11 protein-coding genes are annotated in these 12,838 nt (G+C 59.1%); 1 reads left to right on the forward strand and 10 read right to left on the reverse strand.

The window, feature by feature from the left end; genetic code table 11:
* Window positions 1–192 precede the first annotated feature (192 nt).
* Window positions 193–1,815, forward strand: a complete 1,623-nt coding sequence (locus tag D0N36_RS02670; RefSeq protein ID WP_116939502.1) for a peptide MFS transporter — start codon at window positions 193–195, stop codon at window positions 1,813–1,815.
* A gap of 168 nt (window positions 1,816–1,983) precedes the next feature.
* Here the strand turns inward: D0N36_RS02670 and D0N36_RS02675 are convergent, their stop codons facing one another.
* The 10 genes from D0N36_RS02675 to pabB all read right to left on the reverse strand — a co-directional run bounded on the left by D0N36_RS02675 (window position 1,984) and on the right by pabB (window position 12,698).
* Window positions 1,984–2,823 carry an aldo/keto reductase gene (locus D0N36_RS02675; RefSeq protein ID WP_116939503.1) on the reverse strand — a complete coding sequence of 280 codons (840 nt, stop codon included), beginning with the start codon at window positions 2,821–2,823 and terminating at the stop codon, window positions 1,984–1,986.
* 149 nt (window positions 2,824–2,972) lie between these two features.
* Complete coding sequence (groL, locus tag D0N36_RS02680; RefSeq protein WP_116939504.1) at window positions 2,973–4,613, reverse strand: chaperonin GroEL; 1,641 nt, start codon at window positions 4,611–4,613, stop codon at window positions 2,973–2,975.
* A 50-nt stretch (window positions 4,614–4,663) separates the two neighbouring features.
* On the reverse strand, window positions 4,664–4,954 hold the full coding sequence (groES, locus tag D0N36_RS02685; protein WP_092737305.1) for a co-chaperone GroES: 291 nt from the start codon (window positions 4,952–4,954) through the stop codon (window positions 4,664–4,666).
* Between the two features lie 348 nt (window positions 4,955–5,302).
* The gene (secG, locus tag D0N36_RS02690) at window positions 5,303–5,665 is read right to left on the reverse strand and encodes a preprotein translocase subunit SecG (protein ID WP_116939505.1); all 363 of its coding nucleotides are present in this window, start codon (window positions 5,663–5,665) and stop codon (window positions 5,303–5,305) included.
* Window positions 5,666–7,129, reverse strand: a complete 1,464-nt coding sequence (locus D0N36_RS02695) for a hypothetical protein (protein ID WP_116939506.1) — start codon at window positions 7,127–7,129, stop codon at window positions 5,666–5,668.
* A 151-nt stretch (window positions 7,130–7,280) separates the two neighbouring features.
* Window positions 7,281–7,832 carry an LptE family protein gene (locus D0N36_RS02700; protein WP_242478776.1) on the reverse strand — a complete coding sequence of 184 codons (552 nt, stop codon included), beginning with the start codon at window positions 7,830–7,832 and terminating at the stop codon, window positions 7,281–7,283.
* A gap of 46 nt (window positions 7,833–7,878) precedes the next feature.
* Window positions 7,879–9,201: a sigma-54 interaction domain-containing protein gene (locus D0N36_RS02705; RefSeq protein WP_116939507.1), complete on the reverse strand. Its 1,323-nt coding sequence runs from the start codon at window positions 9,199–9,201 to the stop codon at window positions 7,879–7,881.
* 50 nt (window positions 9,202–9,251) lie between these two features.
* On the reverse strand, window positions 9,252–9,680 hold the full coding sequence (locus D0N36_RS02710; protein ID WP_147320718.1) for a hypothetical protein: 429 nt from the start codon (window positions 9,678–9,680) through the stop codon (window positions 9,252–9,254).
* Between the two features lie 23 nt (window positions 9,681–9,703).
* A complete protein-coding gene (miaB, locus tag D0N36_RS02715; RefSeq protein WP_116939508.1) occupies window positions 9,704–11,167 on the reverse strand; it encodes a tRNA (N6-isopentenyl adenosine(37)-C2)-methylthiotransferase MiaB in 1,464 nt (487 codons plus the stop codon).
* 253 nt (window positions 11,168–11,420) lie between these two features.
* Complete coding sequence (pabB, locus tag D0N36_RS02720; RefSeq protein WP_116939509.1) at window positions 11,421–12,698, reverse strand: aminodeoxychorismate synthase component I; 1,278 nt, start codon at window positions 12,696–12,698, stop codon at window positions 11,421–11,423.
* Between the last annotated feature and the right edge of the window lie 140 nt (window positions 12,699–12,838).

Genomic DNA, 12,838 nt, shown 5'->3' on the forward strand with positions numbered 1-12,838 from the left:
GAAAAAGCTGGCGAAAAACCGGGAAAAGCCAAAATGATAGCGAAAATTCGCCGTAAAATCGTATGCCCCGGTCAGGCGGCGGCGGCCGGTTTCAGCGGGTTTCGGGCGGTTTAGGAAACTTTTGTAGTTTTACCAACCCCATTCCGGTTGCAGCCGGGCTCGTATCTCTTTCCCCATTCTTAGTTCCTCTTCATGCACTCACCCTCCGCTGCCCAGCAGCCCGTGTCATCCTCCTCGTCGCACCCCAAGGGGCTATACGTCCTCTTCGCCACCGAAATGTGGGAGCGGTTCAGCTACTACGGCATGCGCGCCCTGCTCATTCTGTACATGACGCAGGCGCTGGTATTCGATAAGGAGTACTCCTCGCTCATTTACGGCAACTATACCAGCCTCGTGTACCTCACGCCGCTGCTGGGCGGCTACGTCGCCGACCGCTACTGGGGTAACCGCCGCTCTATTCTGGTGGGCGGCCTGATGATGGCTATTGGCCAGTTTGCTTTGTTTTTCTCGGCTTCCCTGTACACGGCCGGGCAGGCTACAGCGCCCCAAACGCAGCTGCTGCTGTTTATGCTGGGTTTAGGCCTATTGATTTTCGGTAACGGTTTCTTCAAGCCCAACATCTCCTCGATGGTGGGTTCGCTCTACCCGGCCGGCGACAACCGCATCGATACTGCCTACACCATCTTCTATATGGGCATCAACCTGGGCGCGTTTTTCTCGCCCCTGGTGTGCGGCACGCTGGGCGATACGGGCAACCCCGAAGATTTCAAGTGGGGCTTCCTGGCTGCTGGTATCGGTATGCTGATTGGCTCGCTCACCTTTGAGCTGTTCAAAAACAAGTACATCATAACGGCCGAAGGTGCGGCGCTGGGTGGCAAGCCCGAGCAGACCGTGGCCCACTCGCCGGTAGTGCCCGTGGGTACCGATGCTCCGGTACGCGCCGAAACCATCGACCAGCCCGCCGCTAAGAGCTTCGCCAGCAAGCTGCCCATGCTTATAGGTCTGTTCGTAGTAGTGTACGCCGCTATTGCCTGGCTCATGAACTACGACTGGGTGGGAGCCTTCGTGTTCGCGGCCATGATTGTAACGCCTATCGCCGTTCTGGCCGACGCCTCCATTACCAACCGCGAGCGGCAGAAAATCTACGTGATTCTGATTCTCAGCTTTTTCGTGATTTTCTTCTGGGGCGCGTTCGAGCAGGCCGGCGCTTCGCTCACCTTCTTCGCCAACGAGCAGACCGACCGTCAGATGGGCTCCTACACCGTGCCGGCTTCATACTTCCAGTCGGCCAACGCGCTGTTCATCATTCTGTTCGCCCCAATATTTGCAGTAATCTGGACGTTCATGGGCAAGCGTGGCATCGAGCCTTCGTCGCCGCTGAAAATGTCTATCGGCCTCATGTTCCTGGCCATCGGCTACCTCATCATTGCCTTCGGTGTGAAGGGCGTGGACGCCAGCACCAAAGTGAGCATGTTCTGGCTGATTACCATGTACCTGATGCACACCTTCGGCGAGCTGTGCCTGTCGCCCATCGGCCTGGCGCTGGTAAACAAGCTGGCCCCACTGCGCTTCGCCTCGTTGCTGATGGCCGTGTGGTTCCTGGCCACGGCCGCCGGCAACAAGTTCGCCGGCGTGCTGAGCGCCCTCTACCCCGAGCCCGGCAAGCCCGCCCCGTTCTTCGTCGGCTTCGAAATCACGGGCCTCTACGAGTTCTTCATGATTTTCGTGGCCCTCTCGGCCGCCGCCTCGCTGGTGCTGTTCGTCATCTACCGCAAGCTCACCCAGATGATGGCGGAGCCGGTAGTTGCTCGCTAAATCATAGCTGTTGCTGATGCAGACGTCATTCGTTCTGAATCATCAGCAAACAAAAAGCCCCGCTGGACTTCGGTCCGGCGGGGCTTTTCGTTTGATAAGGCCGCAGATGCAGACGTTTGCTGACTCATGCATCAGCGAAATCATGATTAATCAGCGTTAATCAGTGATTTAGAAATCGAAGTTATCCGGGTCGGGGCCGAGGCGTTGGTTACGGTCCAGGCCGTCGATGTAGGCCAACTCATCCGCGGTCAGCTCGAAATCGAACACGTCGGCGTTGCCGATGATGTGGGCCTGCTTCACCGATTTCGGAATCGTGACGACACCGCGCTGCAGGTCCCAGCGCACCAGAATCTGGGCCGGCGACTTGCCGTATTTGCGGGCCAGCTCGTTCACGATATCCTGCTCAAATACCTTCCCCTGCATCAGCGGCGACCACGCCTGGTACTGAATATCGTGCTGCCGGCAGTAGGCTTGTAACTCGGACTGCACCAGCCACGGATGAAACTCCAGTTGATTCACCATGGGCTTGACTTTAGCCTCGGGCATCAGTTCTTCCAAGTGGTGCTGCAGAAAGTTACTGACGCCGATAGCGCGCACCCTGCCGTCGGCATACAGCTTCTCCAGCGCCCGCCAGGTTTCCCGGAACTTGCCGGCCACGGGCCAGTGAATCAGGTACAGGTCGAGCGTTTCCAGGCCCAAAAGGTCTAGGCTCGTATCGAAGGCGCGCAGGGTGCTGTCGTAGCCCTGGTCGCTGTTCCAGACTTTGCTGGTGACGAACACGTCTTCGCGGGGCACGCTGCTTTCCCGGATGGCCTGCCCGACGCCCGCCTCGTTTTTGTACACGGCGGCGGTATCAATGTGGCGGTAGCCCGCTTCCAGCGCCCAGCGCACGGCCTGCTGCACTTCCGCGCCATCTTCGGCCTGCCACACGCCCAGCCCCAGGTAGGGTATCTGCACGCCATTGGCCAGCGGCCACGTACCGCCAATATCCGTTATTTTCTTCTCCATTTTTATCAATCAAGAAATGAACACTGCCACTATTTACGCGCAAAAAAGCCCCGCCGGATAAAATCCAACGGGGCTTTTGTACTAGCGCAATAGAACGGATGACGTTCGAATCAGCGTAATCAGCGCAAAAATCAGCGCTAATCAGTGATTTACATCATGCCGCCCATGCCGCCCATGCCGGCACCGCCGCCACCGTGGCCGGCGTCCTTATCAGCTTCAGGCTCGTCCGAAATCACGCACTCGGTGGTCAGGAGCAGGCCGGCAATCGAAGCGGCATTCTCCAGGGCCAGGCGCGTTACCTTGGTCGGGTCCAGAATACCGGCCGACATCAGGTTCTCGTACTTGTCCTCGCGGGCGTTGTAACCGTAGTCACCTTTGCCTTCGCGCACCTTCTGCACCACTACCGAACCTTCGCCACCGGCGTTGGCTACGATGGTACGCAGGGGAGCTTCCAGGGCAGTGCGGATGATGTTCACGCCGGTGCGCTCGTCGCTGTTGAGGGTATCAACGGCATCAAGCGAGTCGAGGGCGCGCACCAAGGCAACACCGCCGCCGGGTACCACGCCTTCCTCAACGGCGGCGCGGGTGGCGTGCAGGGCATCGTCAACGCGGTCCTTCTTCTCCTTCATCTCCACTTCCGTAGAAGCACCGATGTAGAGAATGGCTACGCCGCCCGACAGCTTGGCAAGGCGCTCCTGGAGCTTCTCCTTGTCGTAGTCGGAAGTCGTGGTGCCAATCTGGGCCTTAATCTCGTTGATACGGGCCGTAATGGTTGCCTTCTCACCCTTGCCATTGACAATCGTCGTGTTGTCTTTGTCAATGATGATTTTCTCGGCCTGGCCGAGGTATTCGAGGGTAGCTGCGTCAAGCTTGTAGCCGCGCTCTTCCGAAATAACGGTACCGCCGGTCAGCACGGCAATATCTTCGAGCATCGCCTTACGACGGTCGCCGAAGCCGGGAGCCTTCACGGCCGCAATTTTCAGCGAGCCGCGCAGCTTGTTTACTACCAGCGTGGCCAGGGCCTCACCATCCACATCTTCGGAGATGATTACCAGGGCTTTGCCGGTCTGTACTACCTGCTCCAGCACGGGCAGCAGCTCCTTCATGGTGCTTACCTTCTTGTCGTAGATGAGCACGTAAGGATTCTCGAACTCGGCCTCCATCTTCTCCGGGTTGGTCACGAAGTAAGGGGAGAGGTAGCCGCGGTCGAACTGCATGCCTTCCACCGTTTTTACTTCGGTTTCGGTGCCGCGGGCTTCTTCCACGGTAATCACGCCTTCCTTGCCTACTTTGTCCATGGCATCGGCAATCATCTGGCCGATTTCCATGTCGTTGTTGGCCGAAATAGCGCCTACCTGGGCGATTTCCGAGGAGTTCTCAATCTTCTTCGACTGCGCCTTCAGGTTGGCAACTACGGCATGCACTGCCTTGTCGATGCCGCGCTTCAGGTCCATGGGGTTAGCACCGGCGGCTACGTTCTTCGAGCCGGCCGCGTAAATGGCCTGAGCCAGTACGGTAGCGGTCGTGGTGCCGTCGCCGGCCTGGTCGGCCGTCTTGCTGGCTACTTCCTTCACCAGCTGCGCGCCCATGTTCTCCACGGGGTCGCTCAGCTCAATCTCCTTGGCCACGGTCACACCGTCCTTGGTGATGGTCGGGGCGCCAAATTTCTTGTCGATAACCACGTTACGGCCTTTCGGGCCCAAGGTCACCTTCACGGCGTTAGCCAGTTTATCTACGCCGCGCTTTAATTTGTCGCGGCCTTCGGTATCAAATTGGATGTTCTTAGCCATCTTATTTTCGAGAGTTAATAGAATTCAACGAAAGGAAACCAGCGTCCGGCCTAGAGTACGGCGAAGATGTCGGACTCCTTCATGATAAGCAGGTCCTGCCCATCCACGGTGATTTCGGTGCCGGCGTACTTGCCGTAGAGCACCTGGTCGCCGGTTTTAACCTGAGGCTTGATGGTAGTACCGTTGTCGGCCACTTTGCCCTCACCCACGGCCACTACTTCACCCCGCTGGGGCTTTTCTTTGGCCGTGTCGGGAATGATGATGCCCGATTTGGTTTTTTCTTCGGCGGCGGCCGGCGCGATGATAACGCGGTCAGCCAGCGGTTTGATGCTAAGCGACATAGTGTAAATTTTGGTTGAAAAGTTGAAAGAATCTGGAATTACCAGGTGGTAAAAGCTGTGCTACACCTTCTATGCCAGCCCGCTTAAACCTGACAGAATGAACGGTTCTGCTCCTTTTTCGGCCAGTTTTGCACTGTGAGCCTGCCAGCCGTGGCAGGAAATGGCCCGAATTGGTGCGGCTGTGGCACAGCGTGTAGCGCGTAGCCCGACAGTACTATTGATACTAAGTGGGATTACGGATTGTAAGCCAAGCCACGGTTTCAGGAGTTCGGATAAGCTGAAAAACGCAAAAAAGCCGGTGGCTTCCCATAGGAAACCACCGGCTGTCAGGCCGAAAACGGGCTGGTGCTAGTTGGCCGGAGCCGGAGCTACGGGGGCGGCCGGAGCCGGAGCGCCGGGCGCTACCGGGGCTGAAGTGGCAGGAATGCGGGTTTCGAGGGCGCGCTGCTGGTTGATGCTGCGTACGGGGCCCGACGGGGCATGACCGCCGACGACGTAGGAGCCCAGGCTGAGCACCATCAGGCCGATGGCGAAACCCCAGGTGAGCTTTTCGAGCAGGTCGCCGGTACGCTTCACGCCCATCATCTGGGCAGCGCCGCCACCTGCGCCGAACTGGCTGGACAGGCCGCCGCCTTTAGGGTTCTGGGCCAATACTACTATGGACAGCAGCACGCAAATGACGAGAATCAGGGCAATAATGGCGTAGTACATTTACTCCGGGGGTTGTTGCAGTTGTTGGATTTGCTCGGCAAAGTACGCCATTTTTCCGGGCTGCTTCGCCATTAGGCGCTCATAAATTTCAATGGCCTTGGCTGTCTTGCCCTGCCGGACCATGATCTTGGCCAGACTTTCGGATGCCAGGGCTGGTGCAGGCACACTGCTACGAACCGACAAATCAGTCTGTTCGGCAGTGGGTAGGGGCAGCCCAATTGTGCCCGCTTTAATGCGGGGCTGGGCTTTGAGGAAGCGGTTGATCAGGTCGAGCGAGGAGGTTTTGGCGGCCGGCTGGTGGGCGCGGGCATGGGCCAGCAGCAGAGCATCGGGCTCAAAAAAGGCCTCCAGGGGCAAATCAAGCGCGAAGCCGTCGGGGGTGCGGCCCTGCAGATCGTAGCCCAGGCGGCTGCCGCCGCCCAGCGCGTAGCCCAGCTCGGCATCGGCCCGGAAGGGAGCGGTAACGCGGGGTGGGGTAGCAGAGCGGGTGGTGGGCAGCTCGTCGTCTTCCGCCGCAAACGTATCGTCGTCGTTATCAATGCCGGGCAGCCGGTAGCTCGTAGGCTCGGGCAAACGAGCCTCGCCCAGGCCAAATTCAAAGCGCGAAATACCTGCACCGCTCGGCGGCCGGATAGGCGGCGCAACGGCCGGCAACAGTTCATCGGCAGGGTCAGCGGCATTCGTAAAAATCGGCGCAACGGCTTTTTCAGCAACGGCGGTTTCCTCCGTAGCGTCGTCGCTGGCGTCCGCCGCTTCTTCTGATGTTGTGGAGGATGTTGCCAGGGGCTTTGCCGGATCGGTAGGTTCTGCAACCGAAGCAGGCTGCCCCTCGTCAGCAGGCGTTTTCACCTCTGGCAGTTCAGCCAGCACGGCTTCAGAAGAGGTAATAGGCGCGGCTGCAGCTGGTTCGACGGCCGTTTCGTGCGCCGCCGCCGGCTCATTGGCGGTGGCCGTTGTAGCTGCTGCTGTGGTATCCTGTGTGTTGGCCGGGGCTTCGGCCGGCACCAGGGAGTCGTGGCCGGCCGGTTCGTCAGCCACCGCAGTTTCGTCAGCCGGGGCAGGTACCGAAACGACTTCCACCGCAAATAAATCGATTTCCGGAGCGGTAGCTGGCTCGGGCAAAGGCGCCGCCGCAAGGGCCACCGGCGCAACCGGGGCCACTTCGGCAGCGGCTACTGCATGGGTCTGAGGCGCACTGGTAATGTGCGTATCTACCGGAAGGGCCGCCGGGGCGGGGCGTTCCAGTAACTGGCGTAGCAGCTCGCGGTCGGCGGCGTAAGTAGCGGCGCGGCGCAGGCGCTGGCCAGCTAGCATACTGCCGCGGTCGTGGGCCGTTTTGGCCAGCAGCACATGGGCCGTCTGGCAGTACGGAAAGGCCGCGGCCAACTGCTCCAGCTCCCGGATTTCATCGTCGGAAATACCGTTTACGTGGTCCAGAATGCGTAAGAGCGACGCGCGGGTCATGCGAAATAGCGTAGAAGAGGCAGCCGGCCAATAGCCTGTGGTAGGATGCGGGCAGGAAAAAAAGGTAGTAGCGACACCCGGCAGCGGCCGGCCGGGCAAGCGGGCTACAAGAATACGGCAATTCGGGCACTAAAACGCAGCCCGCCCACAATTACCAGTTGGCCACCGACTTATTGAACGCGTCGCTGATAAGGTTGCGAAATAGCTCGTTGAGCGCCGTCTGGTCGCTGTTGACGCTGGCAATGTCGCGGGTAGCAGGGAAGGAGCGGGTCGTTTGCAGCGTCTCCTCGAAATCCTGTTTGGGGTCTTTAGTATTGGTAAATTTCACCCGCACCTGAATAGTTAGCTGGTTGGCGCCCGCCTGGTCGATGCCGTTGGCCTGCTGAATGGCGGCCGGGGCAAAGTCATAGGCAAGTATCTGACCCTCAAACTGCAGGTCGCCGTCGCGGGGCACGAGCTTCAGGCTGGTGTTACGCTGAAAGTAGTCCTTGAAATTCTCCGTGAACTGCTGCGACAGAAACGAGGGACCGTTGCTGGCGTTGTTGGCAAACGTAGCAATGGAAATCGTTTTAATGGTGGGGTCGATGTTGGTGCCACTGAACGAGTATACACCGCAGCCGCTGAACAGGAAAATAGCGGTTAGCTGACAGCTGATAGCTATTAGCCTCCGTGCAATGGATGCAAAATGCTTCAGGCTTTTCAAACAGAAAGCTAACGGCCAATAGCTAATAGCTAACAGCTTGCTAAAACTATGCTTGTTCCAGGTCATACTGCTTGAGTTTGCGGTAGAGGGTGCGCTCGGAAATTCCCAAGTCGTGGGCGGCGTACTTGCGCTTGTTATGGTGCTTTTTGAGGGCCTTGATAATCATCTCCTTCTCCTTGGCCTCCAGGCTTAGGGTTTCCTCCTCCGTTTCATGCGGAATGTCCTCCACCCGCTGTACTTCCTCCTCCTCGTAGTCGGCGTCATCGTCGTCGCTTAGCTCGCGCGAGCTGATAATGTATTCGTTGCCGCCCTCGGGCCGCAGGGGCCGGCTGCCAGCCCCCTCGTAGGGCGTTACGGCCGTGCTGTTAAACAGGTGGCTGTTCTGGCGCAGCAACTCCTGGGTTTCGTGGGGGCGCTGACCGGTGGCCAGCTCCAGCACCAGCTTTTTCAGGTCGGTCATGTCGCGGCGCATGTCGAAGAGCACCTTATAGAGCAGGTCGCGCTCCGAGTAGCTGTTGCCGGCCCCGTCGGTGGCGCCGGTGCCGGCGGCGTGCACCAGCATGGGCAGGCGGCTGCTCTGGTCGGCGGGCAGGTACTGGCGCAGGCGGCGGGCATCCACCTCCCGGTCCGTCTCCAGCACCGACATCTGCTCGGCCACGTTCTTGAGCTGGCGGATGTTGCCCGGGAACCGGAACCGCTGTAAATCCTGCACCGCCTCGGGCGTCAGACTAATCGGTTTCACCCGGTAACGGTCAGAAAAATCGGTGGCAAACTTCCTAAACAGTAAGTAGATATCATCACCTCTATCACGTAATGGTGGAACCGTAATCGGCACCGTGTTGAGGCGGTAATACAGGTCTTCGCGGAAGCGGCCCTCGCGCACGGCGTCGAGCAGATTCACGTTGGTGGCGGCCACCACGCGTACATCGGTCTTCTGCACCTTGCTGGAACCCACGCGAATAAACTCGCCGTTTTCGAGCACCCGCAGCAGCCGGGCTTGGGTGCCGAGCGGCATCTCGCCAATCTCATCGAGGAAGATGGTGCCGCCGTTGGTGACCTCGAAGTAGCCCTTGCGCGCCTCCTGCGCCCCGGTAAACGAGCCCTTCTCGTGGCCGAACAGTTCCGAATCAATAGTGCCCTCGGGAATGGCGCCGCAGTTAATGGCAATGAACTGCCCGTGCTTGCGGGGCGAAAGGGCGTGGATAATCTTGGAAAACGACTCCTTACCGGAGCCACTCTCGCCCGTTATCAGCACCGTCATATCGGTCGGGGCCACCTGCGCTGCCACCTGAATGGCATAGTTGAGCGAAGGCGCGTTGCCAATAATGCCGAAGCGCTGCTTGATTGATTGTATTTCTGATGGTGTCAAGATGGAGGGGCTTTCGCTAGAAATAGCAGAACTGTTTGGTTTATAATACCTTAATCATGTGTTCTAACCGAAATAGTTGGAGGTGTTGCTGATAGAATATCTAGACAGCTATCCGTCGTTGCAATATGATAATGGGTTAAAGGCTCCATGAAATATATGCCATACATCAGGCCTAAGTTGAATGACCGCTCCCGATTGGAGTTTGTAACAAGAAAGTTGTTGCCAACGGTTGGAGAAGCAGTTCTTTGTGCCGAAGCAGCCTCTGAAAGATCTGCCTGATAGGCTTCCAGGAATGCTTCATCCGCAATTTGGTAAGGGCCGAACTGCTCAAAATGAAAATTATACACCGTTTCCTCATGCCGAACGGAAAAGACAAGACCTGATTTATTCTCAATTAGCCCTTCAAAAACCAAATGCCAGCCCAAGTCAGAGCATGGTGTATCCCAGCGTTCTAAAACTAGTGCGTCATCGTATGCCATTTGGTGCTTGTCATCTGCTTAGGCTATCCGATGGCTTCGCCTAACAACGTATTAGTGGTTGACTCATGCACCAGCACGTCAACGTAATCACCCTTCTTGTAGTGTTTCTTGGGGAAGATGATGACCTGATTCTGGCTGTTGCGGCCGCTCAGGTGCTCGTCGCTGCGCTTGGAGAAGTTCTCGGCCAGCACGCGGTGGACCTGGCCCACGGCGCGGGCGTTCCGCTCGCGGCTATGGTTTTTCTGCTGGGCAATAACCTCGGCCAAACGGCGCTTTTTTACTTCCAGCGGCACGTCGTCTTCGAGCTTGCGAGCGGCCAGCGTACCGGGGCGCTCCGAGTAGAAGAACATGAAGGCCATGTCGTAGCGCACCTGCGCCATCAGGCTGAGCGTGTCCTGGTGCTCGTCTTCGGTTTCGGAGCAGAAACCCGAAATCATGTCGGTTGAAATGGCGCAGTCGTCGCCCAAGATGCGGCGGATGGCTTGTACGCGCTCCTCGTACCAGGGTCGGTCGTAGGTGCGGTTCATCAGGGCCAGTACCCGCGAATTGCCGCTCTGGGCAGGTAAATGGATGTATTTACAAATGTTTTCGTGTCGCGCTATGGTGTGCAGCACCTCGTCGGTAATGTCTTTGGGGTGGGAAGTGGAGAAGCGCACCCGCAACTCAGGGCTGATGAGGGCCACCTGCTCCAATAGCTGGGCAAAGTTGACGTGCTCGGTGCCAACTTCCGAAGCCCACTTATAGGAGTCCACGTTCTGGCCCAGCAGGGTCACTTCCTTGTAGCCGGCCGCTACCAAATCCTGCGCCTCGCGCACGATGCTGTGGGCGTCGCGGCTCCGCTCGCGGCCCCGGGTGAAGGGCACCACGCAGAACGAGCACATGTTGTCGCAGCCCCGCATGATGCTGATGAAGGCCGTGATACCGTTGGAGTTGAGGCGCACCGGCGTGATGTCGGCGTAGGTTTCCTCGCGGCTCAGCAGCACGTTCACGGCCTTCTGGCCGCCATCCACCTGGGCAATGAGCTGGGGTAGGTCGCGGTAGGCGTCGGGGCCCACCACGAGGTCCACGAGCTTTTCTTCTTCCAGAAACCGGGTTTTCAGGCGCTCGGCCATGCAACCGAGCACGCCCACCAGCATACCGGGCCGGCGCTTCTTGTAGCTGTTGATTTGCGAGAGGCGCATACGCACGGTCTGCTCGGCCTTCTCGCGGATGGAGCAGGTGTTGAGCAGCACCAGGTCGGCCTGGTCGAGCGAGTCGGTAGTGTCGAAGCCTTCGTCGAAGAGGATACTCGACACGATTTCCGAGTCGGAGAAGTTCATCTGGCAGCCGTAGCTTTCCAGGTAGAGCTTGCGCGAGCGGCCGGTGCGGGTGGCCGGGTTCACGCGCACCTCGCCCGAGGGCGTATCGGCGTGCGTAACGGCGTCCACGCTGGGCGCAGGCAGGGTAGGAGCGTCGAGAAAATCGAGGGTAATCAGGGGTTGGGCCATCGGAAAAATGCCGGTTAACGGCAGCAGCTTCGCAGTTCAGGGAACGGCAAAGGTAGCGGTTTTAGGCTGAAAAAATGACAGAATGGCAGAGGGAGATGCGTGAGTTGCTGGGGGAAAATGGAACGTCATGCTGAGCGAAGCCGAAGCATCTCTACTGCAGTGCTAATCAAGTGTACCGTTACAACGATGCGGTAGAGATGCTTCGACTCCGGCTCCGCCTGCGCTCAGCATGACACGTTCTTGTGAAACCAACTCACTCAGCCACCACTGCCCCAAGTACCTCCAGGATGGCGCGGGCTTTGAGCAGGCACTCGGCGTACTCGCGCTTGGAGTCCGAGTCGTAGGTGATGGCCGAACCGACCTGGAAGCTGAGGTGGCGCGTGTCGGTGCGGTACTGCAGGCTGCGGATGACGACGTTGAAATCGAAGTCGCCATTGGGCCAGATGAGGCCTAGCGAACCGCTGTAGAGGCCGCGGCGGCTCCGCTCATAGTGCTCGATGAGCTGCATAGCCCTGATTTTTGGCGCGCCGGTCATCGAGCCCATTGGGAAGGTGGCCCGCAACACGTCTACCACGTCCAGATCGGGCCGCAGGCGGGCGGTTACGCTGGAAATCATCTGCCAGACGTGGCGGAAGGGGTAGAGGCCGAACAGCTCGGGTACCTGCACGGTGCCAGTCTGGGCCACCCGGGCCAAGTCGTTGCGCACGAGGTCCACAATCATCAGGTTTTCGGCGCGCTCCTTTTCATCGTGCAGCAGGATCTGGCGCTGCTGCTCATCTTCAGCCGGCGTGGCCCCGCGCCCAACGGTGCCCTTGATGGGTTGGGAAAGCAGCTCGGGGCCGGTGCGGCGCACGAACCGCTCGGGCGAGGCGCAGAGCAGGTAATGGTTTTCGTGGCGCACAAAGCCCGCAAACGGTGCCGGCGAGGCTGCGTTGAGGCGATGGAATACGTCCACCGGGTCCAGCGGCACATCGTCGGCGCAGAATTCCTGGCAAAGATTCAACTCGTACACCTCGCCGTTGAGAATATCTTCGCGCACGGCTTGCACGGCCCGCAGGTAATCGGCTTTCGGCATCCGGGGCCTGACGGTGGCCACGGCCGGGGTCGGAACCGTGGGCAGGGGCGTGGCCGCAATGGCGGCCAGCACGCCCGCTGTGTCGCCGTGAATATGCAGGGCATCCACTTCCCAAATCAGCCAGGTACGGGGCCGGAAGAAGTGCAGCTGAGGCCAGGCTAGGTCGCTGTAGTTGGCGCTGGTAAGATCCTCCAGCTCATCCTTTACTTCATAACTGATGAAGCCGCAAGCCGGGGCTTCCGCACCGTCCCCGGCCGCCAGCCAGGCCTGCAGTTCGCCCAGACTGCGCGGGGCGTCCGGTGCCGCTTCAGCCACGGCCAGCAGCCGCCGGAACGGGCCGCCCGGGTAGGCCAGGTCGTTGGGCTCGTAGTAGGCACAGTGGGCAAAGCTGGCCGCCCAGCGCAGAGCGCGGGCACGGAAGTCGGGCGTCAGTTGGGCGAGAGGAACAGTCAGCACGTTTGATTCAGTGAATAAGGAAGAACGTCATTCAGAGCGCAGCGAAGAATCTCGCGTGCTGATGTTGCAACGGTGTAACAACGATTTCACGCGAGATTCTTCGCTGCGCTCTGAATGACGTTCTTCTTTATTCACTAGCC

Origin of the sequence: Hymenobacter lapidiphilus (assembly GCF_003417065.2) — a bacterium.
Lineage (GTDB): Bacteria > Bacteroidota > Bacteroidia > Cytophagales > Hymenobacteraceae > Hymenobacter.